Source organism: Acanthopleuribacter pedis (assembly GCF_017377855.1).
GTDB classification, from domain to species: domain Bacteria; phylum Acidobacteriota; class Holophagae; order Acanthopleuribacterales; family Acanthopleuribacteraceae; genus Acanthopleuribacter; species Acanthopleuribacter pedis.
The window spans coordinates 1-23,675 of the sequence record NZ_JAFREP010000018.1; the positions used below are offsets into that span (position 1 = coordinate 1).

Consider the following 23,675-nt stretch of genomic DNA (forward strand, 5'->3'; position numbering starts at 1 on the left):
GAAAAAATGCCCCCGCTGAACGCGGCCGCTTCATCGGCCGCTAGGCCGGGGTATGCCTGGCTCTAACAAAAACGGTGGAACCTGAGATTTCCCCTTGCACTCAAACCCACAACACACTATCTGGGCTACAACGGCCTGCAAAAAATGCTCACCGCACCCACCGGGTGCGCCTCCGCTTTTTCCAAACCATTTCGCTCCAGATCTTTAGTCAAAATCCCTCGCTCTTATCCCGCCTCTTAGGTAAAAGTCAAAATGGAACGGATTCCGTCCCGATTTTTCCTCTTCTCCAAATAAATGACGATTCCGCTACCGTCCCCGGCGAACTTTTGCGGAAGCCTTCTTGAGGTGCCGCCACGGCTTCTTGCCGCACCCTTGAAGCTAGCCGGATGCGATGCGGGCTAGGGTTTATCCAGATCCTCCAGGATCGCGGGAACCTGGGCAAGCGGCACCTTGTATATGAACGCTTCTTCATCAACCTCAAGGGTCAAGTAGGCATAACCCTCGTGTTTCATGAGCACTTTGTAGATAAAAGGGTCGGGATCGCCTTTGATAGGTACCGACCGGCCGGCGAGGTCATAGACAAAGTCCGGTTTGATTTGTCCAGGTCGCAGCAGGCCAAAAACCACCAGTTCATCGTCAACGGTGTAGGCGACTTTCAGAATCGGCGGAAAAAAGTCGGGGAAAACGGCGCCTTTATTCTTGCTTTGACGGTGGGGCGACATCGTCTTTCGCATTGCCCGGATGTTTTTGACCGATTCCTCACCCCAGGCACGATCAAAAGGTACCGGGGTCACTTTTTCTTCCAAAACCCGCACCGCTTCACCGCGATGCGTATCAAATACCGTAACGTGAAACCGCGATTTCTCCGCCTTGGCCAACCAGCGATGATCCTTGGATAGGGCTGACGGAACCGGCCGACCGGCGGGATTCATCACCCCGTCAACATCGAAGGTATCCCGATCCACATGGAGCACTTTGGTTTCCTCGAAATCGTAGGAAAACCAAAGCAGTTCCCACTTGCCGGTTGCCTCGTAACGCCGCTCGGCAATCCAGCTTTTTCCGGTGGGGTACCAGTCGGCTTCAAAAGGTTTTCGGATCTTTTTGCGGGGTTTGCCCTCGGCGTCGAACAAGGTGAAAAAGGTGGGGTCTTCAACATAAAGGGTCCCTCCGGCGTAAAAGATGCCGATGGGAAAAGCAAATTCGCCAGGGCCTTGGCCCATGGCGCCAAAGGCACGCAGGAGCTTGAGGTCCTTTGCGTAGTGGCGGACCTGGTGTTCGCGACGATCCAATACATAAAAACTGCCCGCATCGCCCTCGGCAAAGTAAGCGGGAAACAGCGGGTGGTACAACCCCACCGATGTCCCCTCGGGCAAACCCAAGATACACAAAAAAAGGCAACTACCAAATAACACGGCTTTTCCTTTATCCGAAGGAACGCATGCGCACCCATCCGGTTTGTTCCATAAGAATCTCAATAAACGTGCATCATAATTCCGCCGCCGACGGTTTACAACCCAAAGGCGCCCATCCACGCTTGTGGATGATATCACCAGTTAACCGAACCCGTGGATTTCGGCGAGGCTTTGGTATTTTTTCCACGCGGCGCAGCCGGTTTGCCAAGGGAACCAGGGGACGCCGCGAATGTGCCCGAGCTTCCCGCGCGGGCTAGAAAAGAGGAAACAGCTTCGGCATTCCGGCTAGGGCCGGTCTTTCGTCGATAAGGTCGCAAGCGGCCAGGCGATCAAGGAGACAGATGACCGCTTGGATGCCCGCGATTAACGTCTCTTCGCTTTTAATCAACCGACCCCAATCAAGGGTGATCTCGCCCTTGTTACGCGTGGGAATCAAACCAAAGAAAAGTCGCTGTTTCGGTTTCACACACAATTGCACACGGGAAAGCGCCAAAACCGCCTGTTGCAGTTGCGGATCCGACAGCAGCGCCTTGACCTGTTTCGGTTGATTGCTCTGAATTAAATAGGTGTCGTCGAATGGGGCGTGACCTACCTGAATATCTTGCATGCCCACCATTTTGCCCAGACGGACCAACAGGTTTTCCGGGAAAAGCCGCATGTGTAAACCGTCTGGATTCAACACACGCACACCCACGCGGGTTACCTTTTTTTGCCCTACTCGTCTGAAACCGAGGGAAAGCATGATCTCCCAATGACGGTACTCGTGGATCAAGGTAGGGCCGCGGTAAAACCAGGGTTTTACCTGACGCGCACCCAAACGATTGCCAACGCGTTCCCACAAAAGCCGTTCTTCTTGACGCCAAAACAGACCAAACATACAACACCCCCAGTTCTGACCATGAACCTTGGGAAAACAGATCCCTACCATCAGCGGCTTTGAAAAAGAACCCCAGTCACGGCCAATAAAATGACGCGCCTCAAGGCGACGCACCAATGAGAGGTGCTAATGGGTGAAAAGAAGTGCCGCGGTAGGTTCATCGAAAAGAAGCTTTATGTCGCCGTCGCCTCGGGTGGGGCCGGCGCGAACGCCCGGGAGGTTACAGGCGCAGCCGTCCCAGTTCAATGCATTCGATGATTTCTTCATCCACATTAACGATTTTGCTAATGACGCTTCTTTCAATGCCGGCGTTCAGCATCTTCTGGGCGTGTTCCAATCGAATTTCCTCCCGCAGCTCTCTGATAGCCTGCGCTCGGAGGTCGTCCATTTCTTCACGGCGAACCTGTTCACGGGCTTTGGTGATGAGCTCGGGATGGTGCTTGTAGAGAAAATCCCGTTCCCAACCCATTTCAATGGTCATGAATCGCGGCATGAATTGCTCCTTGGTTTTTTGGTCGTGAAGGTTTCTGATCTTGGCCATGAATTCGTGACGAACGGGATCGAGATTGCCCGCGCTTATCAGGTAATGTAGTGCGAGTTCTAAATAAAGCAAGCCGTTTCGGTCAGTAGGAATGATTGCCAACCGTTCCACCAAAAGTTCCAATTGTTGGGACAGGTTTGCATCGTCGACATGTTTTAGCAGGTAATTGGTTAAACCGAATAAACCATGTCGCTTAAGTTCTTCATCTTTCGTTTCGCGCAAGTCAATTAAGGTCGGTTGATGGTAAAAAGTTTTTTGAGAAATTTCAGGCGGCACGTCAAGGTGATCGGCTAAATCCAGTGAAGAGGTCCACTTTCGCACCCCGTTGTAAACCACCGCGGTAAACACTAACGGAAGTTTTCCGCCGGGATTGGGTTGCTGTTTGAGATGGTGGCGAAAGACCTTGGCCGTTAGGTCAAAACATCGCCAAGCCATGTCACGGCGTTCTTTGCGCTGATGCTCGATCAGGAGGTAACAACGTCCGTTCGTTTGCCCGCGGTAAGCGGCGGAAAGCAGCACATCGGCCACGGATTCCACACCGCTCTCATCAATAAAGGCGGTTTTTTCCAGTCGTACCCCTGCCAAATCAAGGCAAGCCTTGACTTGACCAGGTAGCAGTTGGCACATGGCGTCATGCGCAACCCGCACATCTGAAAATGCCTCTCGGAAGAAGCGGTCGTGTTTTTTCTTCATTTATCGACCCACTTCGGATCGAACCCACACGCATTTCTACCCTGACAGCAGGGGTTTTATCAACCAAAAAAACTTAGGGATATCAAAAAAAATAGCCGAACCGGTATTTCTCCCACCTTGGCCTTCTCAATAACGCGGAAAGCAAAGCTGAGGCAAACGCCGATCCGGCTCAAAACGCAATGATATCGAAGGCGATATCATCTCCCTCACCAAAGCAATAGGGCAACAGGTTGCCAAAATGGCCGGCATTTTTCGGTGATCGCCCGAATGCCGCGGGGATCGGTTATGATGGATGCCGTACATCCATGTTGCGGGAGCGCGTTATGAGCTTGATATGTTTGATCTTATGGGGACAACTTGCCTTTCAACCAGAGGGTTCCTTTCGACCGTCCGAGTTGGCCCATACCTATTCGATTGTGGCGGTCGACCCCGAAACGGGCCAAATGGGCGGCGCGGTCCAGTCGCATTGGTTTTCGGTCGGAAGTTCGGTGCTGTGGGCCGAACCCGGCGTGGGCGTGGTGGCGACCCAATCCCTGACCCGTATTGATTACGGTCCTCTCGGCTTGGCGAAGATGGCGGCGGGAACCAGTCCGGCGGAGGCACTCAAAGGTTTGGTTGCGGCCGACCCCGGCGAGGCCCTGCGTCAGGTCGCGATGGTGCGTCACGACGGATCGGTCGCGGCCCATACCGGCAAAAACTGTATCGCCCAGGTCTGTGACCAACAGGCAGCAGGGGTAAGCGTGCAAGCCAACCTGATGCTCAAATCGACGGTTTGCGCGGCCATGCTCAAGGCGTATCACGCCACCAAGGGTTCCCTGGCGGATCGCTTAACAGCGGCCCTTGCCGCGGCCCAAGCCGAGGGCGGCGATTTGCGCGGCCAACAAAGCGCGGCGATGGTGATTGTTGATCTCAAAAAACCCGAGCGGGCTTGGGAAGGCCGTGTGCTGGATTTACGCGTGGAAGACCACCCGGATCCGGTCGCGGAACTCAAACGCTTGGTCGCCGTTCACCAAGCCTACCAACGCATGAACGAAAGCGACCACGCCCTGGAGAAAGGGGAAACCGAACGCGCCCTAGCCCTGCTCAAGGAAGCTGTCGCCGCGCTGCCGGGACGGTTGGAACCACGTTTCTGGCAGGCATTTAACCTGATTAAGTTGGGCAAACAGGAAGAGGGTTTGGCGATTTGGCGCGACATCATGGTTCAGGATGCCAACTGGAAAGTGCTGCCGGAACGCTTGATGAACAGTGGCTTGATGGATCACGACCCTGAATTACTGAAAAAAATCGCTACTTTTTAAACCATTTAAAACCTGATCTTTACACACTAACCCTTCATTTTTTTGGCTTTTTTTGGGGATCCCGTCACGAATCACCGGGCTATCTCGTCCATATGGATGAAAAGGCGGTTCACCCACCACGGGTGCCGCCAAACCAACCCGGAGGTTACCATGACCCATACCGAAACCATCACCGACACCAACGAAGCCCTGGCCAAGGTGCTGCCCATCGAGCAATACCTGAAGCGCCCGCTCACCCATTTGCGCGAATTGGCCGAGGTCAATTCCGACGGCCTCGACACGGCGCTCGCCGTTTCCGGGCTAATGGGCCGCCGCGGCAATTTGACTGCCGAACAAAACGCGGTCGCCCGCCTGCTCGCCACCCAATCCCAAGATTGTGGCAGTTGCCTCCAGATTGATATTGATTTGGCGCTGCGCGAGGACGTTCCCCAATCACTGATCAAGGCGGTGATCGAGCACCGGCCCCAAGAACTCGGTGACGAAAACCTCCGTGCGATTTACGATTTCGTAGAAGCCGCGCTCCTAATGCAGTCGGTTGAGGATCACATCGAGAAGCTAACGCAAAGCTTGGGCGCGGCGGCGGTGACCGACATCGCCCTCGGTGTCGCACTCTCGCATTTCTTCCCCATTCTCAAACGGCTGATGGGCCACGCGGAATCCTGTAGCGCAACCCAACTCACCTTTAACGAGGTACAAGCTTAACCACGGAGGACATTCCTTTGAATCAGACCAAACCCGCGACAGAAACCTTTGAAACCTATCGCCCGCGCCTTTTGCGCTCCGCCTACCGCATGACGGGCTCCCACGCGGATGCGGAAGATTTGGTGCAAGAAACCTGGCTACGTTGGCACGGACGGGAGGCGGCGCAACCGGAACACGCGGGCGCATGGTTGTCGCGGGTCTTGGTGAACCTGTGTTTGGATTACCTCAAGTCGGCGGCCAAGAAACGGGAACAGTATCCCGGTCCTTGGCTGCCGGAACCCGTGGTCGCGGCAAGTGAGGGTACGGAAGCAGAACGCAACCACGCCTTGGATTACGGGATGCTGGTGCTGTGGGATCAACTCAACCCGATGGAGCGTGCGGTGTTGATTCTCCGCGAAAGTTTCGACTACGCGTTTCGCGACATCGCCGAACAGCTCGATATTAAGGAAGCCCACGCCCGCCAAATCGCACGGCGGGCACGGCAACGCCTGCAGACCGACAGCCAGGGCAAACCCGCGGGCCCCGGACGGCATCGTGCCATCCTCAACCAGTTCCTCAACGCCTGCCAAAGCGGTGATCTCCAGGCCTTACTCGCCCTGTTCCACCAGGACATCACGCTAACGGCCGACGGCGGCGGCAAGGTGGTGAGCGCCCTTCGTCCCATTTACGGGGCGGATCGCGTGAGCCGCTTCTTGATCGGTATTTTTGGTAAAATCCAGGGCCCAATTGCGGTGAAACCACTGTGGGCCAATGGACAAGCGGCCTTGCTCATCGAAGCCGACGACCATTCACCGACCTTGGTCATGTTGGCTTGCGACGACCAGGGCGTCCGCCGCTGTTTTTTGCTGCGCAATCCCGATAAGCTCGCACGCCTAGCCCGCATTGCTCACAAGGATTCGTAGCGAGAAGCAGAAAGCCTTGTGAGTACGAAGATTACGACCGAGCGTCGGCACAGGGGTCCGACCTTTCGCGGGGCCGACCATTCGGCGTAGCAGCTGAGGCGAAGGCGGCTCGACCGAGTAAGGCGGAAGGCCGCCCCGCGGTAGGCCGCCCCGCGGTAGGCCGCCCCGCGGTAGGCAAACCCTCGTAATCACATGGGTTTCGGCTTTAGCAGAATTCCTTTTGAGAAATGCGGCCTAAAACCCGTTTTTCAGGACACCGATTGAAAACGAAACACAACATCCTCGGCCCCGGCAATTTCTTTCAGACCGTCACACTGATTGAGGAAGGCGCGCCAAAAGGCAAGCGCACCCGCGTTTTCGTGGAGCACGGCCAATTCCCAAAGGCCGGGTATCCGGCGGAACAAGGACGCGGCGGCCTGCCCCCCAACCCCCAAACGCCTTGCCCCACGCAAGATGAAAAACTCGGCCAAACGGACATCGCACTGGTCGGATTTGTAGGGAAAATCGCCGGCGCCGGTACAGGCAAACCCCACGCGTGCGCGACCCCATTCAAAAATCCAGACGGAGCCGGTTGTGGTGGGATCACGCCAGAAGGCGCGGTAATCCGGCTGCCAAACACCCGAATCATCCAATTGGTAAGCGCCGCCGAATTCACTCAAATCGTGAAGGTAAAGCTGGTAGGCGGCATCGAACCAGGCCGCGTCGGCGCTCACAAAAGGGCGAACCGAAGCGGGCTGGTGGAGATGGGGCGCCGTGGTCAAGGTGGTTAGCCCAGATGTTGGGCGCAGACTTCCACAAAGCGCGCGCGATCCTGTTCATCGTTGTAGAGGTGTGGTGAAACGCGAATGGCGCTGCCGCGCACACTGACGGAAATACCGGCTTCTTTGAAGGCACCCACCAGGGCATCGGAAATGCCGTCCCGATGCCGCAGGCCGATGATGTGGGGCGCGCTAAGGCTTTCAGGCAAGGTTTCAAACCCAAGTTCGGCGGCTTGTTGCACAAAGGCACGGTTGTAAGTACGCAGCCGGGCGGCAATCTGGGAGACCCCCCAATCAAGCAACAAGGTCAAGGCGGCAATCGACATGGGATTTAATACGAACTTGCTGCGCTGGCCGCCGTCGTAACGCACGGCCCCGGCGGCCAATTCATCGCGGTAATTCACCAAATCGGCAAAGTTCTCCGAATCTTTGCGGGTAATCCAGTTGGGATCCAAGGGTTCACCTTGCTGGTAAGCGGGATCGGCGTAAAGGAACGCGGTGTGATAAGGCCCGAGCAACCATTTGTAACCGGCGGCCACCAAAAAGGCGGGACGCACCCGCGCCAAATCAAAGGGCATGGCGCCGAGCGACTGGGTCACATCCAACACCAGTGCAATCCCGTGGCGGCGGCAGGTGTCGGCGACCTGTTCGAGTTTAATCAGGCTGCCGTCGGTCCAGTGGCAGTTGGGCAGGGCGGCAACCGAAACACCATCATGGAGCGCATCCAAAATGGCGGGCGTCCAATCGCCGTCGGAAGGCCGGTTTACCTGAACCATTTGGCAATCGCGCTGTTTGGCAACCGCCTGCCAGGGGTAAATGTTGGATGGGAACTGTTCGGCCAAGGTCACGATGCTGCTGCCGGCACGGGGCGCCAAAACCCGCGCCGCCTGAGCAATCCCGAAACTCACGGAAGGGATAAGGGCGATATCCTGAGTTTGGGCGCCCAAGAGCCGGGCAAACAAGGAACGCGCGTGGTCGGAATCACGAAAAAAGTCGTCGGGCATCACGGTCCAAGGCCGGGTTTCCTGCAGCAAGGCTTCTTGGCCCGCGGCCAAAACAGGCTGACACATGGGCGACATATAGGCGCAGTTGAGGTAGGTTACCGTGTCGGGTAAGTTGAAAAAAGCACGATTACAGTCGTGGGCCGGGGTCGGCATAGCCATAATGCATCACCTTTGAGAATGAATGTAGCAGGACTTGCTTCAGTTTACACCAGCCAAACCACGGGATGGCAAATGGTTCCATCGGACAAGAGCGCCGACCGGCAAAAATCCATCACCATCAAGAAAAGAACAATGCCAATTTAACTTTGACGATCATTAGGACGATAAAAAAGCAGCGAAATTGAACCTGATATTTCAAGTAATGCCAACCAAACCCGCGGCCGGTAACCAAGCAGCCCAATCACCGGTGAAAGGTGTCCTCTTTGATGAACAACCAAAATCCGACGCCCCGGATGGTGCTCGACACCCTGCTAGAAGCCAAAGAATTGACCGGTGAAGCGCGGACGGTTTTGTTATCCCGTTCCTTTCCAGAGGGCGACGCCGATTTTTTTGAAGCGGCCCAATGCCTATTTGACGAACACCCACTCACGGGAATCAGAATTAGGGATCATTTTAAGGTTGGGCAAGATCTCGGACCCTACCACATTGAAAAAGTGATTGGCGAGGGTGGAATGGGCCGCGTCTATTTGGCGAGGGACAAAAACCAGCCCGAACTCAAAGTCGCCCTCAAGACCATTCACCCCAATTACTTAAGCTCAACCTTCCTGGCCCGCTTCGAACGCGAACGCCAAATTTTGGCGCGACTCAATCACCCCAACATCGCTTCGCTTTACAGTGTGAGCAGCAAACGCAGCGAGATCCCATTCCTCGCCATGGAATACGTGGAAGGCACCACCATTGATCACTATTGTGGCGGAACCAAAATCGGACTGGATCAGTTTCTCGATTTGTTCGACGAGATTTGCGATGCCTTGGAATTCGCGCATCAAAACCTGGTCATCCACCGCGACATCAAACCAAGCAATGTGCTGGTCAACCAGCGCGGCCGGGTCAAATTACTAGATTTCGGCATCGCCGGATTAATCGATGAAGAAACCAAAAAACAGGCACAGGTAACCCAAGTCGGGCCGCGTTTGATGTCGCCGGACTACGCCGCCCCGGAGCAACTGGGCGGCTTGCCCCTGTCCACCGCCTCGGATGTGTTCATGCTGGGCACGCTGCTGTACAAATTACTTACGGGCCGACTCCCCTACGCGGAGGAAGGCACGGCCGCGGTCAAACGCTATCAACGAATTACCGAGGAACATTTCGAACCCCCATCCCGGTTGCTCAAGGAACACAAAGGCATTTCCGCGGCGCCGCGCATTACGCAAGAGGTGTTCCGACTACCCAAGGCACGCCTGCGCGATTTGGATGCCATTCTGGCCAAGGCGTTAAAACCCGACCCAGCCAACCGATACCAATCAGTAGAGCGCTTTGCCAATGATCTCAAAGCGTGGCGCCAATACGGTTTCCTCTCGATCGACACGCCGAACCGTTTCGGTGTCTTGCAGCGTTACATGCAGCGAAACCGCAAATTGGTTTTGGGTTCACTGGGTTTCTGCCTGCTCATGGCGGGCTTTTCGACCTACCTGGTCCACCAGAGCCAAGAACTGCAGATGGAACGCGACACGGCGAAACGGGAACAGATCGCGGCGCAGCGCGTCACCCAATTCATGGTCGATATGTTTGAGGGCAACGAGGGTACCAACAATCTTCAACATGAGATCACGGCCCGCGAGTTGCTGGATCAAGGGGCACTTTCCATTGAAACGGAACTGGCCGACAAACCCATGCTCAAAGCCCGCTTACAACACGCCATGGGTCGTGCCTACCTATCCCTGGCCCAAACCGAATCAGCCTTACCCCTGCTGAAAGCGACATTGACCTACATGCAGGAAACCAAAGCGCCACCCGAACAGATCTTCACGGTTGAGGAAGACATTAATGAGCTGATGCTGAATCAAGGCCACTTCCAAGAAGTGGAAGCTCGGCTCAACCGCATGATCAAAACCGCCGAAACCCTGCGCGAGCAGCACCCGCATTTATACCTGCAAGCCCACAACGATCTGGCCGAGGCCTATCTCTATCAAGGGAAATTTGAACGAGCGGAACAAGAATTGATTCACGTTTTAGGGCAAAGCGACTTTGAAAAAGCGGACCCCTTGCTACGCGCTTCGTTGTTTAACAACCTTGGCTTGCTGTACCGCGCGCAAAGTAAATACCCACAAGCGTTGGTTCATTTTGAAAATACCCTGCAAGCACTGCGCGAGGAATACAAAGGCGTTCATCGGGAAATCGCCAAAGCCCTGAATAACATCGGCGTCATTCACAGCAATCTCGGTAATCTCAAAAAAGCGGAAGAACATTATTTGAAGGCACTGGCCATGCATCCTGAGGTATACGGTGAAAACCACGGCGAAACCGGAAAACTCAAAGCCAACCTCGCGGTGCTTTACCACAACCAAAATCAACTGGAGAAAGCCGTTGAATACTATCTCGCGGCCCGCACTCAGCTTTTGCAATTCTTCCCAGCAAGCCATCCCAACGTCGCACAAAACCACCTCAGCATGTCCTCAGCCTTCCTGTCATTGGGTCAGCCGGAGGAAGCGGAAAAGTATGTCCGCATCGCGTTAACCGATATGTTGGGCCAAGCGGACGCCTCTCCCGCCATCCTCGCCCAAGGCTATCTGCGCTTGGCGATTGTTTTGATTCCCCGCGGCGAACTTGACGAGGCGGAAGATCTCCTGCAACGGCATCTCACCACCCTACCAAAAGAAATCGGCCCCGATCATCCATCTCGAGCCAACAACATCTTGCATCGCGGTCGTATTTGCAACATGCGCGGCCAAACCGAGGAAGCCATCGCCAAATTGCACGAAGCGGAACAGATTTACCTCAAGCGCGTTCCCGAAAGTCACCGTTGGGTGCAGCGAACGCGTATTTACAAAGCACAGGTTTGGCGAGACGCGGAAGCGTACCAAAAGGCCGAAGTCATCTTACTGGGCGTGCGCGACGCGATCATCCAAGGTGGTTTGGAAGGCACGCAGATCCATTTCGAATGCCTGGAAGACTTAGCCAAACTCTACCACCGTCAAAAAAGAGTCGGCAAAGCGGCCGGGATTGAAAAGCAACTGGCGTCGCTCAACAAACCCGGCTAACCCGCATTTCTCACAAGGAATTCTGCTACGAAGCCTTGTGAGAAGTGCGGGCTAACCAGTTACTTACGAACAAAACGCCCCAGATCCACACCCAGGTGCAGCATCACCGGCACAATCAACAGCGTGATCGGCGTGGCGAAGATTTCGCCCCAGGCCAAGGAAATGGCCGCCGGGATCAAGTATTGCGCCTGCTCCGAGGTTTCCGACAACAGCGGCATCAGACCGCAACAGGTGGTTACGGTGGTGAGCAGGATGGCGCGAAAACGGCTGCGTCCGGCTTGGATGAGCGCCTCCTTCAAAGGCATGCCCTGTCGATACAGTTCATTAAAACGGGTGAGCAACACCAAACTGTCATTGACGACCACACCGGTGACGGCGAGCATGCCGAAAAAGGAAAGTACACTGAGGGAAGCACCGTGAAACCAATGCCCGACCACGGCGCCGATAAAGCCGAAGGGAATCACGGCCATGATCACAAACGGCTGGGTGTAGGATTTGAGTGGAATCGCCAAAAGTACATAAATAAGGATGAGGATGAACCACAAGGCGCGTTTCAGGTTGCCCCGCATCTCGCCCATCTCCTCCAATTCGCCCGCGCCGCGAATGACCAGGTCGGGAAAGGTGCGGCGCAGTTCGGGTTCCAATTCGGCTTGGATCCAAGCAAAAGCCTCGGCCCCGCTGATTTGGTCCTTGTCGAGGTTGGCACGCACTTGGGCGACGCGACGGCCGTTTTGGCGATTCACCGATGCGGGCACATAACTGGATTCCAACTCGGCCACCAGGGGCAGCGGCACCCAGCGGCCTTGGTGGGTCAGCACACGGGTGTCCAAAATATCGCGCATGTCGCGGCGGCGTTGTTCGCGGTACTGCACGATGACTTTCACTTCCTCCGCGTCGCGCTGCACCCGTTGGACCTCAATCCCACCGAAGGCGTCGCCGATTTGTGCGGCCAAGTCGGCGGTGGTCAAGCCGAGGTGACGCGCCTCGGGTTTGAGTTTGAGGCGAATGCTGGGCGAACCGCTGTCTAAATCGTGGCGCACGTCATTGACCCCGTCGAGGGCCGCCAACCGATCAGTGAACACGGCCACCGCTTGGGAAAGCACCTCGTTTTGACGCGCTTCCAACTCAACGACAAAGCCACCACCGGTTTCGAAAGAACCGCTAAACGACAGTTCCTCCACGCCTTCCAAGCGACCCACCGCCTCGCGCCACTGGTCAATGGTTTCGTTGGTGCTGAGCACCCGCGCGGTTTCCGGTTGCAGTTCGGCATAGATTTCGGCGTCGAAGGGACCCATCAGCGCGGTCATGATGCGGGCTATCGGCGGGGTGTCGTTGCCCTGCGCTTGCATGTGGCGACGGTTCAGATCCTCGGCCGCCGCCTCAATCCGCTCAAGGTGTGCGGTGGTCAAATGGAGCGGGCTCGCGCCTTCCATTTTCAGGCGCACGCTGATGATTTGACCCGGCACCTCGGGGAAAAACACGGTGCGCACCCAACCGTTGGCAATCGCACCCAGACCACCCAGGGCCAGGGTCAAAAACAACAGCAGCGCACTGTAGCGGTGTTCGAGTGCGCGGCCCAGCAAGGGCTGGTACAAGCGCAGGTTGACGAATTGCAAGCCGGCGGCAACCCGGTCTTGTAGGCGACTCCACCACAGCGAAAGACCGCGTTTCGATTCTTGCCCGAGGGAAATTGCCGCGAGGTGGGCGGGTAAAATGAACTTACTTTCGATCAGCGAAGCGATCAGCGCGATGATTACCACCACGGAGAAGCCGGAAAAAATTTTACCGATATCGCTGTTCATCATCAGCAGCGGGGCGAACGCCGAAATGGTGGTGAGACAGCCGAACACGGTCGCGGTGGAAACGCGGTGAACGCCGTTGATGGTGGCCTGCACCGGATCGCCGCCGCGAAGCCGCTCCTCGTAAACGCTTTCACCGACCACAATCGCATCGTCCACCAAAATGCCGAGCACGATGATCATGCCGAAGGTGGTGATGTCATTGAGCGAATGACCCAAGGCGTGGTCGCCCATCACCACGAGCGCGCCGGCAATCGATATCGGCACGCCCATCGCCACCCAGAAGGCCAAACGCACTTCCAAAAACAACGCCAGCAACACAAAAACAATCAGCAAGCCTTGCCAAGCATTTTCAGCCAACAAGCTGAGCCGATCCTGCATGTAAATGCTGTATTCACCCCAGATATCCACCGAAACGCCCTCGGGCAGCCGCGCCGCAACGCGGTCTTTGATTTCGTGGGCCGCCTTGCTGACTTCCATCAGGTGGCCTTTTTTACTGGTGAAGATTTGCATGCCGACCGCGGCGTGGCCCTGGAACCGCGAAAAGGTGGGCTCATCTTGAAAGCCGTCGATGATTTCGGCCACATCGGCCACGGTCACGACCGTGCCGTCGGCGAAGTTGCGCACGGGAACCGCGGCGAAATCGCTGTAGTGAAACGCTTTCTCGTCGGCACGCACAATCACCTTACCCGCGTCGCTTTTGATTTCGCCGGTGCGGTAATCCAAGGACGCGTTGTGAATCGCGTTGGTGACGTCGTTGAGCGAAAGCCCGAAGGTGCGCAACCTGTCGTCATCAACTTCAATGCGCACCTCGTAAGGCAAAAGGCCGAAGGTGTTCATTTTGGTGATTTTGGGGTGGGCCTGGAGTTCGTCACGCACCTCGCGCGCCACCTTTTGCAGGGTTTCCCGATCCACATCGCCGTAGACCTGCACGATCAGCGCCTCGACGTTAAATTCGTCGCGGGTCACAATCGGTCGCTCCGCGCCTTGCGGCAGGGTGGCGATGGCGTCGATGCGGGTGCGGATTTCGTTTTGGAAGCGGTCCATATCAAAATCGCTTTCTTTTTGCGCCCACACGCTGGATACGCCGTCTTCGCTGATTGCCGCGGTTTTCTTTAGGCCCGGCATCCCTTCCAAGGCCTTTTCCACCTTGCGGGTCAAACCGCGATCCACCTGTTCAGCGACGCTGCCGGGGTAAACCGTGGTCACGGTCACCGAGCTGGGCGGCAAGGCGGGAAAACCCTCGATGCGCATGCTCTGCACCGAAAAGACAGCCGCGACCAGGGTCAACATGGTCAGCAAGTTGGCCGCAACCGGGTTGCGGGTAAACCATTCCGTTAAAAAATGCATGGTTTACTCTCCTTCCAAGGGTTGCACCGCGAGGCCGCGGGTAAAACCGGCGTGGGGGGAAACGGCCAACCGCAAGTCGTTGACCGCATCCTCCGGGGGCGTCACAAACACGGTACCGTCGCCGAAGAAACGGGCTTCCGCCTGCCAGGCACGCAGGCGATTGCCTTCGTCGACGTACCAACACAAACCTTGTTTGGTGTAGGCGCTTTCCGGGACCCGCAAGACGTGCTCCAGGGTTTTACCAGTTAATTCGGCGCGCACAAAACTCCCTGGCAACAGGGGCTGGGCTTGCGCAAAGGGTTCTTCGATATGCACAAACAGGGTGCGCAACCGCGTTTCCCCGGCGAGGCGACGGCTCTCGCGCACGGCGAACGCCGCGTGGCGGGTGCCGACCTCGGGATCGACAAGCGACACCGGCGTTTCGCGCCAATCGTCGGGCAGCATCGCCCATTGTTTTGCGTCCAATTGCACCGCGACCTCAAACACATCCAGCCCGGCCAAATGAACCACCGGGTCGCCGGCAAACAAGGACGCGCCGGGATTGACCTCACGCGACACAATCAGGCCGTCGTAAGGCGCGCGGATTTCGGTTTGCGCCAGTTGCTCCTCCGCCGCGGCGACCGCCGCCTCGGCCGCGGCCAACTCGGCACGTGCCGCGGCGACCTGGGGTTGGCGCAGCACCAAATCAGAATCGGGCTCCCCTTCCAAACCGGAACGTTTCCAGTTTTGGCGCGCCGCGACCGCCTCGCGTTCTTCCGCTTTGAGGGTCACATGGGCTTGTGCCACGCGCGACTTGGTTTCGCGCAATTGCTGCCGATAAGCGCTGTCTTCAAGTTTCACCAATAACTCGCCGGCACGCACGGTATTCCCTGGCTGCAAACGAGCGGACAAGGTCACAATCCGCCCATTGACCTGACTGCGCAGGGTGGATTGCCACAGCGGGGTGACCTCGCCCAACGCGGTGATGGTGGCGGGGTAACCGCCCGGTGCCACGGTGCGCACACTTACCGGCAACCCAACGTCGACGCCTTTTTTCTCATCAGGCGCGGTTTGCTCCGGCTCTTGAAAAAAAACAAAAAGCAAAACCGTGGCACAAAACAACCCGGTCGCGATGAATACGGCCCATTTCTTCCAGGCCGGCCCGCCGGTTTCTTTAGGATTCGATGCGTTAACGCCGGTATTCGTATGGGGTTCAGTCATGGGTTTCTCCTGTGCGGGCCAACCAAGGCCGGGTATCTTCTCCGAGACCGGCGGCGAGGGCCAAATCGATGCGGTTAACCAGATGGGCCGCTTGAAGCGCTTCCCGTTGCATCGCGATACTGATTTCTTGTTCCTGGGCGATCAGCCAACTCTGGAGGCTGTCCAAACCATCACGGTAACGCGCCTCAAAAAAGGCGCTGTTGCGACGGGCTTCTTGTTCCGCCACGGCCAAAGCATCCATTTGCGCCGTCAAACTCCGTTCGCGATCCAGCGCGTTTTCCACCTCGCCGAGGGCGCGCAACACGATGTCGTAAACGTCAAATACCGCGGCGTCCGCTTCAAGACGTTGGGCGCGTGCCGCGTAAGCCAGGGCGCCGTGGTCGAGGATCGGTTGAAACAGCGAACCCAAAAGGTTCCAACCGGTCTCAGCCGCACCCAACCCCGAGAGTTGCGCGGATTGGCGAAAGACCTGAGACGAGAGTTTGAGGTTGGGGTATTGGGCTTTGCGGGCCGCATCGGCCGTGGCACGCGCTGTTTCCAACCGCGCCAAGGCGGCACGAACATCGGGTCGCTGTAACAACACCGCCGCGGGAAGCGCGGGTTGGGTCAAACGAATCGCCGGCAATTGGGCGGGTAAATCGGGGCTGTGTTGTGGGGGGCGACCCAGCAAAATAGCCAGTTCGCGCAAGGCGCGTCGTTGGTTTTCGGCCTGCGCATGTTGTTCCGCACGGGCCAGCGCGTTTTGCGTTTTGGCCGCCGCCGCCTCTTCATAGCCGGCCAAACCGTTGCGGTACCGGTCGGCTTGAATCGCCTCAACCTCGGCCAACATCGCCAGCCGACGTTCTTGCACGGCCACCATCCTGCCGCTGTTCACCGCCGCGATCCAGGTCTGCACCCCGCGCACCACCAGGGCGTCTTTGAGCGCGATCCAATCCGCCTCTTGGGCGTCGCGTTGCCATTGGGCCGCGCGGCGATGGTCGGCCAGGCGACCCCACAGATCGAGTTCCCAACTGAAGGAAACCGTGGGTTGCAGGGAACCGGCGGTGGTGTTTTGCCCGGTCAAAGGATCGGGTGTTTGGTTGTTGCGACCCGCTTCAAAACCGGCATCGAGCCGGGGCAAATCTTGAGCACGCGCCTGCTTCACCAAAACCCCGGCGGCCTCCAGACGCAGGGCCGTCGCCGCCAAGCCGGGATTTTCGGCCAAAGCTTCGTCAATAAGCGCGGTTAAGGCAGGCTCATCGATCACCTGCAGCAAATGATCGCTGAAAGGAAGGTCACCCGTGGGTTCACGCCAACTTTGGGGAACCGCCTCGGCGACCGCGGCGGGGAGGTTGGTTTGGGCTGCTTTTTGGGGGCCGCAACCCAAACCGAGCAGCGCCAAAGCCAACAAAGCGCCGCAAGCGAGACCGCGCCAGGCACGGTTTATCCGGTTGTTTGTTTTTGTGAAGGTGTTGGTAAAGAACATGGTTTCGACTCCTCCTAACGCAAGTTTGACTTGCGTTTAGCTCCCGTCTCGCGGTTTTCGCGAGGCGGGGGCTGAAGATGCTGCAAGCGAACCAATCGGGCAAAGATGGGGGGCAAAAACAACATCAAACCCCTCCTAATTCCGGGTTGGCGGCGGCCAGCGTCACCGCCACGATGTGGCGACTGAGTTGGTCGTTGCGGCCCAGGTCATCGAAAAAGCCGGGAACAATTTCTTCCGCCATGTGGCCGTGAAGGCCGAAGGTTTCCAACAAAGAAACCATCGTCAGTACCGCAAATTGCACATGACGGCTGTCGGGCGTGGAACCCGCGGCCGCGGCCACCAGCTCGGTGGCAAAGACCATGTCCGGGCGGTAGTAGTGCTCAATCACCTCGCGGTAGGCCTCGCCGCCGAAATGAGATTCACGCGCTAGCAAAGCATTGCGCCAGTCGCCCGCGCCTTCGCGGCGACCTTCTTCCAGAACCTCCTTCACCATCACAAACAGCGCCTCGCGCGGCTTCAAGGTTTTGAGCAAGCGTTTTTCCTCGGCCGAAATAGAGGCATGGGCGGCGGCATGCATCAGCACCTCGTGGAACAAAATCTGTTTGGATTGAAAGTGGTAATTAAGCGCGCTCAGGTGGGTTTCGGCCTCTTTGGCGATCATCCGAACGGTGACCCCTTTGAAGCCGCGCTCGGCGAACAAGCGGCCGGCGGCCTCGATAATGCGTGCGCGGGTTTGTTCAGAATCTTTAGCGGTGCCCATGCTTCCTCCTTGGCAACAAGCCGAACACTTGTTTCGAACAATTGTACGACACACTTGTTCGAAATGTTGACCAATTTTTTCGAACAAGCCCCAAAACCGCGGCGAACTCTTTTACCCCAAAGGTTTTGAGAAGTATTTTTCGCAGCGGCAAGCCGCTTTGGAGGCCAAACACGGGCCTCAATGCAAACAACCTCGTGTGAACACTCGTGATCTCGGTCACTTCTTCAAGGGACTAAAATCCGCGGTCGACCCGTTTCACTCTCTAAATGGCGCATCCGTGGGCGACCAGGGAAATTTGGCTTTTTCGGAAGCTTTGCAATTTTTCCTTTTGTTCTCCACTTTGTCTCCATTTTCTTCACCTAGGATTCATCCAGCGGCGCAAGGCTGTGCCGTCCGATGAACGACCTTTCGTTCCGACTTCATTCTGTTTCACAACCATCCGTGTGATCACGCCGTCGATCAAAGACGGTTGTTGCTCACCGTTTTTGCCGGGTCTTGCCGGGCCCAACTTACTCAAAACGGATCGACCGCTCGAATGCCCAAGGTGGCGTCATTCGGCGGCTGCTTCCTTGCCACGATGATTGCCGGGATCGCCGGCAATTATTTTGGAGAACCCGTCGCCTCAATCATCACGGTTATGCCCGAACCGAGATGCGCCAGGTAGCCGGAAAAACCGTCCCTAACCCGCCCATGACGGGTTTCCTGTGCGTCGCCAAAACCTCCCCATCCCTCGACGACGCACCGACACGGGGCTATTGCCGACCCACCCTTGGGGTGTGGCGTGCCCCGTGTCGTCCACATCTCGCTCAGCAACGCGCGACTGCCGGGTACTTTTGTTGTCAGGGTATTGCGACAAGCATCCGTATCGAATCGTGAAGTCGAAACGTCATGGTTGTCTCAACCCTACCGGCGACGGTGTGCCCTCATGCCTGAATGACATCGTTCAGGTTTCACCGAGTCGCTTTGCGTCACCCTCTGGAGGCAAACGATGACTGCTCAATTGATTGATTACTGTGTGATTGGTGCCGGCCCCGCCGCTTTGCAACTGGGCTACGAATTAAAAAAAGCCGGCTTTGATTTTGTGTTACTCGAGGCGAACAACACCATCGCCCAACACCTTGGCGCGGATAACACCGCCCCTTTTTCCTTGGAAAAACACAAAACCGTTGCCGCGGATCATCCCAAACATCACGACCGTTTTTCATTATTGTGCGATGCGCCCCATTTGAATTTTGAGGCCACCGCCCAACACCGGCAAGGGAACAACCGCGCGTGGGCAAGCTACCTGCGGGCATTCGCCGCTTTTTATCAACTACCGATTCGTTACCAAAGCGAGGTAACCCACATCGCCCAGCGGGAGGGCCGCTTTTTGGTGCGCGACCGTTCCCATCGCGTCATCCTGGCCAAATACGTGGTCATCGCCACCACGGCCGCTTGGCGCAACGGCGTGTTTGCACCCAACTGCCTCCCCGACAGCAGCCGCCACCACCACTTACCCGAGCTGACCCACGAATGGGAATCCATCAACATCCCCAACCTGTATTTTGTCGCCAACGCGGCACCGGCCGACCACAACACGGGCAGCGCCTATCGCCACAGCGTCCGCGCTTTGGCCCGGATCCTGGCTTGCAAAAACCACGGCTGGGACTGGCCGCGCCAGGGTGTCGGTCGCGACGCCGCCACCCTCAGCGACATGATCGCGATGCGCCTGGCCAACTCGGCGGCCCTGTGGCAGGAAGCTTCAGTCCTGTGCGATTACATCGACCTGGCTAACGGCGGTACTTATATGGAAGCCGTCCCCTGCCGCCGTATTCACCAAACCAGACTGGGCAAATCAACCGACTTCCTCACCATCCACTTCGAAATCGGCCCCGGCAATCCCTTTATGGGCACGCCCGCCCTGGTGGCAACCTGCCACGCCGCCGGCCCGGTCGCCGTGATTCGCTACCAACACAACGGCCGTTTGCTCGAATCGCGCCGCCTCCCGTCCGACCCGGAGGCCTTACAAACCACGGTCCGCGAATTCCTCAACCGCCACCTAAAGACTCTGGAAAGCATCGCCATGTAACGCGTTAGAATTTACCTCAAAACCAAGAAAAATTAACTCTTATCAAACAACAAGGAACATGATAGATTTCAGGTACATCAAGAACCAAAAAAACCAGACACATGAGGTCTTCATGAAAAAAGCCTACCGAAGCTTTCTTTCCGTCCTTATATTTCTGTTCGTTTCTGGGTTCTCCTCAGGCCAGTATAATCTATACTGGTCTCAGCTCGTATTCGTTAAGACATACCTTTGCCACTGTAATTGCGTCACCATCGAAATCCGTTGCAACCAATACACCTGCGATATGAGGGATTACAACCAACCTTGCCGCTACATGTTCAGAGACGACTGCACTGACAGCGGCTTTGGCGACCCTTGCTACAACGCTTTTCAAATGTGTGAGGTTCTATGCGCGCCATGAACCTCATCCCACTTTCTATATTCTCCAAAACTCATATTTTTCTTATATTCTTTACAACATCAGTTTGCCTCTCAACCGAACCTATCACAACAGATACAAACCTAAATAAAAAACTAAGCCATATTAAGTGGCTTGATGACCTTTTTGAATTTCATTCTGCATTTTCAATGGAATTGACCGACGAAACGCTCTTTGAATACCCTAAAGTAACCCTGCGTACAGAATCAGGTTACTTCGTAACAAATGATAAGGGCGACACTTTGTTTCGCCATCATCTCGACGGCCGTTTTGATCGCATTGTTGCTCGTGCCGGGATGGGTCCTGAGGAAATTCTTCATGTAAATTTCGCAACGCATATCTACAACAACCTTGTGGCCTTCTATGACTATCATCGATCTAGAATTCTCGTTTACAACGAATCGGGCGATTTCCAACACGCCATTGAGCTCTATCGCAATACGATTGAAGGAAAACATCCCCATATGCTTGGCCCAGGTTTTGCCTGGCCCCATGAAGACTATCTTATTCTTGCCAACGTTCGATATCCAACAGAGCCGGATATTCAGGGCGCGCTTTTTCATGTAAACAGGACTCAGAAGGGAAAAGTCACATCCCTCTCACCCATTAAAAAATTCACAGGCCGCCCTACCGCGGTCGAACTCGAATTCGGTCCAACAGTCATTTCAAACTTCGTAAAAGTTGGTAAACACTTCTGGTTAGGTAGCCCCTACTTCTCACAAATAACAATCTGGGATAAGGACAAAGAGGGGAATAACACAAAAGAGAAACCCATCGATATATCTAACCCTTTGACCCTTTCTGATTATGAGGAATACAAAAAGGGAAAGGGTGAAAGCATGATGTACTTAACAAATCACAAAGGAACAATCCACAATATGATGGTTCTTCCAAAAATGGTTCTTGTTAAAGTCGGCGCGATGGGATGGGTGCCCTTTGATCTCCATGGGCGACAACTAGCGCGCCATAAAATTTTACCCCGCATCGCACCGATTAAATCCACTTACGCGGACTTTGCGGTGGCAGTAGCCCCGCGCCAACACCTGGAAAAGTTGCAAACCTATCTCAAAGAATGTTTCATCCGTTCATCCGACCACGACACCCAGGATCCCGACGAACCCATGATGGTCCTCCTTCGCCTCAGAGAACCGTACCGTTAATCAATGGTGCGCTGTTCCTCACTACCGGAAGGAAAATCGCGATTTGGCCTTGGATTGGACGCGCAGGTTGCGTTTCGCCGGGACCCGCTCGTACTGGGCCGCGAAGTAACGACCCGCCAAACAATCGGCGAAAACCAGCGGGCCACCCTCGAGGATTTCGAGGCGCACGCCCGGGGTGCCCTCGGTTTCGCCCATCAAGCCCAAGGGTTGGTTGGCGAAGACCTCACCGCCTTCCTTAGCCATCATCATGTCGGGCATCAGGGGCCCAATGCGCAGGCGCAAATCACCTTTTTCGCTGGTGATCTCGATGAAACCGGTATCGGTCACACGGTCGACCCGACCGGAAAAGGGTGAAAAGACCGATTTGCCCTCGTGGGGATCGCCGTACACGGCCCGACCGCGCATTTTATCCGTTTCCGGTAACTCCAATAAATACCAGGTGGTTGGGCCGACCAATGCATCGCTCCACACCATCGCGGGCCCATAAACGGGCACCACGCAGGCGGTCGTTTCCCCCGTTCCCAACCGAGGTTGAAACAGGATCAAGGCCACCAAGAGGGGAAAACTCAAACGCACCGACCACAGCACGGGGGACGGCGTGGTGACGCGGATCAGGGAGGCAAGCGCGTCCATTGCCATAGCCACCCACAACAGGGCCTCGCCCATTTTCAACTGTTCCGGGTTGACCGACCAGTGGGCCAGCCCCTGGTAAAACCAAACCATTACCGGCAACCACAACAGCAGGGTTGGAGGCAACCAAGCCGAGGCGCCGCGCCAACGCAAGACGCCTTGTTTGCTTGCTTGCAGCAGGACGGTACCGGCAAGTACCGCCCACATCAGGGATGTTCCATCCGTATTCATCAATTCTCCCAACCCGACCGCACCGGAGCCTCGCGGCATCCGGGCCGTCGGGTGGGCGACGGCCGCGACCGGTTTATGCTTTTGGTTGGCCCGCCATACAGGCTTCGCTTACGGCGACGGCCACTTCCAGCGCCCGCAGACCGTGTTCACCGGATACCTTGGGCGTGGGCAACACACCTTCCTCGCGGTGGGTGCGAATGCAGGCGACAAAGTTTTCACACTGCTTGAGCAAGGCGTTGTGGTCTTCAACCGGAACGGCCTCGCGCTGAATGCCCTTGTCGGTTTTGAGGAACACCTCGCCCGACTTGGCCTGGTAATCCAGGGAAATATAGCAGTTCCCTTGGAAAACGCGAATTTTCCGCAACGGTTCAGGCGTAACCCGGCTGGCTGTGAGGTTGGCGACACATCCGTTTTCGAACTTAATCCGGGCGTTGGCAATGTCCTCGGTAGGGCTCAACACGGGAATACCCACCGCATCAATGTGAACCACGGGGCTTTTGACCAGGTTGAGCACCATGTCGATGTCATGGATCATCAAGTCCAAAACCACGCCGACCTCGGTACCACGCGGCGGCAAACCGGGCCGCGGCGGCGGGTAAGGCGACAAACGGTGGCTTTCAATGAAGCGCGGGTTGTCGGCCTTTTCTTCCAAGTACCCGATCACCGGGTTAAAGCGCTCGACATGGCCAACCTGAAGAATCAACGACCGTTCCTGGGCCAGGGCAATCAAGGCGTTGGCATCTTCAACCGTTTGCGTAATCGGCTTTTCGATCAGGACGTGTTTGTTCCGTTCCAATAAACCCTTGGCAATATCAAAGTGGTAATTGGTGGGCACGGCGATGCTCAAGCCCTCGCAGGCCTCGATCAGTTCGTGCATGTCCTCAAAAACCGTCGATCCAATTTCGTCGGCTACTTTTTGGGCTTGCTCGCGGTTGACATCGTACACACCAACCAAGTCGCAACCCGCCACCTGTTTGTACAAACGGGCATGGTGACGTCCCAAGGCACCGACGCCAATCACCCCGGTTTTAATCGGCTCTCCCATGTTGTTGCCCCTTTCTCGAAAAAAAATGTCATGCAGGCGGTTATTTTCGCACAACCCGCGGAAAAAAAAACACGGCGGGCCGGTTCAATTTGAGAAAACACCGTGGCGCAACGTAAAATGAGGCTGACCGTTCGAAGGACCCTTTTACCTAGTCCCCTCCTA

Annotated in this window: 17 protein-coding genes; 6 read left to right on the forward strand and 11 right to left on the reverse strand. The window is 56.3% G+C overall.

The window, feature by feature from the left end; translation table 11 throughout:
- Positions 1–398 precede the first annotated feature (398 nt).
- The 3 genes from J3U88_RS18880 to J3U88_RS18890 all read right to left on the reverse strand — a co-directional run bounded on the left by J3U88_RS18880 (position 399) and on the right by J3U88_RS18890 (position 3,523).
- Positions 399–1,412, reverse strand: coding sequence for an NHL repeat-containing protein (locus J3U88_RS18880; protein WP_207860500.1), 1,014 nt, complete (start codon positions 1,410–1,412; stop codon positions 399–401).
- Between the two features lie 253 nt (positions 1,413–1,665).
- Positions 1,666–2,289 carry a hypothetical protein gene (locus J3U88_RS18885; protein ID WP_207860501.1) on the reverse strand — a complete coding sequence of 208 codons (624 nt, stop codon included), beginning with the start codon at positions 2,287–2,289 and terminating at the stop codon, positions 1,666–1,668.
- 220 nt (positions 2,290–2,509) lie between these two features.
- Complete coding sequence (locus tag J3U88_RS18890; RefSeq protein WP_207860502.1) at positions 2,510–3,523, reverse strand: Rpn family recombination-promoting nuclease/putative transposase; 1,014 nt, start codon at positions 3,521–3,523, stop codon at positions 2,510–2,512.
- A gap of 323 nt (positions 3,524–3,846) precedes the next feature.
- Here J3U88_RS18890 and J3U88_RS18895 point away from each other — a divergent pair, with 323 nt between their 5' ends.
- From J3U88_RS18895 to sigJ, 3 genes are all read left to right on the forward strand, one after another.
- On the forward strand, positions 3,847–4,821 hold the full coding sequence (locus J3U88_RS18895; RefSeq protein WP_207860503.1) for a DUF1028 domain-containing protein: 975 nt from the start codon (positions 3,847–3,849) through the stop codon (positions 4,819–4,821).
- 150 nt (positions 4,822–4,971) lie between these two features.
- Positions 4,972–5,523 (forward strand): carboxymuconolactone decarboxylase family protein, encoded by a 552-nt coding sequence (locus J3U88_RS18900; RefSeq protein ID WP_207860504.1) that lies wholly within the window; start codon positions 4,972–4,974, stop codon positions 5,521–5,523.
- 17 nt (positions 5,524–5,540) lie between these two features.
- The gene (gene sigJ, locus J3U88_RS18905; protein WP_207860505.1) at positions 5,541–6,425 is read left to right on the forward strand and encodes an RNA polymerase sigma factor SigJ; all 885 of its coding nucleotides are present in this window, start codon (positions 5,541–5,543) and stop codon (positions 6,423–6,425) included.
- 248 nt (positions 6,426–6,673) lie between these two features.
- Here the strand turns inward: sigJ and J3U88_RS18910 are convergent, their stop codons facing one another.
- Both J3U88_RS18910 and J3U88_RS18915 read right to left on the reverse strand, forming a co-directional pair.
- On the reverse strand, positions 6,674–7,186 hold the full coding sequence (locus tag J3U88_RS18910; protein WP_207860506.1) for a hypothetical protein: 513 nt from the start codon (positions 7,184–7,186) through the stop codon (positions 6,674–6,676).
- Positions 7,187–7,191: 5 nt separating this feature from the next.
- On the reverse strand, positions 7,192–8,346 hold the full coding sequence (locus tag J3U88_RS18915; protein WP_207860507.1) for an aminotransferase class V-fold PLP-dependent enzyme: 1,155 nt from the start codon (positions 8,344–8,346) through the stop codon (positions 7,192–7,194).
- Positions 8,347–8,612: 266 nt separating this feature from the next.
- Between J3U88_RS18915 and J3U88_RS18920 the strand changes: the two genes are divergently transcribed.
- Positions 8,613–11,387 carry a serine/threonine-protein kinase gene (locus J3U88_RS18920; RefSeq protein WP_207860508.1) on the forward strand — a complete coding sequence of 925 codons (2,775 nt, stop codon included), beginning with the start codon at positions 8,613–8,615 and terminating at the stop codon, positions 11,385–11,387.
- Between the two features lie 59 nt (positions 11,388–11,446).
- On the opposite strand, the gene J3U88_RS18925 is transcribed toward J3U88_RS18920, so the two are convergent.
- The 4 genes from J3U88_RS18925 to J3U88_RS18940 form a co-directional block, all read right to left on the reverse strand.
- Positions 11,447–14,536: an efflux RND transporter permease subunit gene (locus tag J3U88_RS18925; protein WP_207860509.1), complete on the reverse strand. Its 3,090-nt coding sequence runs from the start codon at positions 14,534–14,536 to the stop codon at positions 11,447–11,449.
- A 3-nt stretch (positions 14,537–14,539) separates the two neighbouring features.
- A complete protein-coding gene (locus J3U88_RS18930; protein ID WP_207860510.1) occupies positions 14,540–15,736 on the reverse strand; it encodes an efflux RND transporter periplasmic adaptor subunit in 1,197 nt (398 codons plus the stop codon).
- Positions 15,729–17,201, reverse strand: a complete 1,473-nt coding sequence (locus J3U88_RS18935) for a TolC family protein (RefSeq protein WP_207860511.1) — start codon at positions 17,199–17,201, stop codon at positions 15,729–15,731. Before J3U88_RS18935 ends, J3U88_RS18930 begins: the two co-directional genes overlap by 8 nt.
- A 124-nt stretch (positions 17,202–17,325) precedes the next feature.
- Positions 17,326–17,961, reverse strand: coding sequence for a TetR/AcrR family transcriptional regulator (locus tag J3U88_RS18940; RefSeq protein ID WP_207860512.1), 636 nt, complete (start codon positions 17,959–17,961; stop codon positions 17,326–17,328).
- A 988-nt stretch (positions 17,962–18,949) separates the two neighbouring features.
- On the opposite strand from J3U88_RS18940, the gene J3U88_RS18945 reads away from it, so the two are divergent.
- Positions 18,950–20,029, forward strand: a complete 1,080-nt coding sequence (locus J3U88_RS18945) for an NAD(P)-binding domain-containing protein (protein ID WP_207860513.1) — start codon at positions 18,950–18,952, stop codon at positions 20,027–20,029.
- Positions 20,030–20,416: 387 nt separating this feature from the next.
- Positions 20,417–21,607 carry a 6-bladed beta-propeller gene (locus tag J3U88_RS18950; protein WP_207860514.1) on the forward strand — a complete coding sequence of 397 codons (1,191 nt, stop codon included), beginning with the start codon at positions 20,417–20,419 and terminating at the stop codon, positions 21,605–21,607.
- 21 nt (positions 21,608–21,628) lie between these two features.
- On the opposite strand, the gene J3U88_RS18955 is transcribed toward J3U88_RS18950, so the two are convergent.
- Complete coding sequence (locus J3U88_RS18955; RefSeq protein WP_207860515.1) at positions 21,629–22,468, reverse strand: hypothetical protein; 840 nt, start codon at positions 22,466–22,468, stop codon at positions 21,629–21,631.
- Positions 22,469–22,541: 73 nt separating this feature from the next.
- Positions 22,542–23,513 carry a Gfo/Idh/MocA family protein gene (locus J3U88_RS18960; protein WP_207860516.1) on the reverse strand — a complete coding sequence of 324 codons (972 nt, stop codon included), beginning with the start codon at positions 23,511–23,513 and terminating at the stop codon, positions 22,542–22,544.
- Positions 23,514–23,675: the final 162 nt, after the last annotated feature.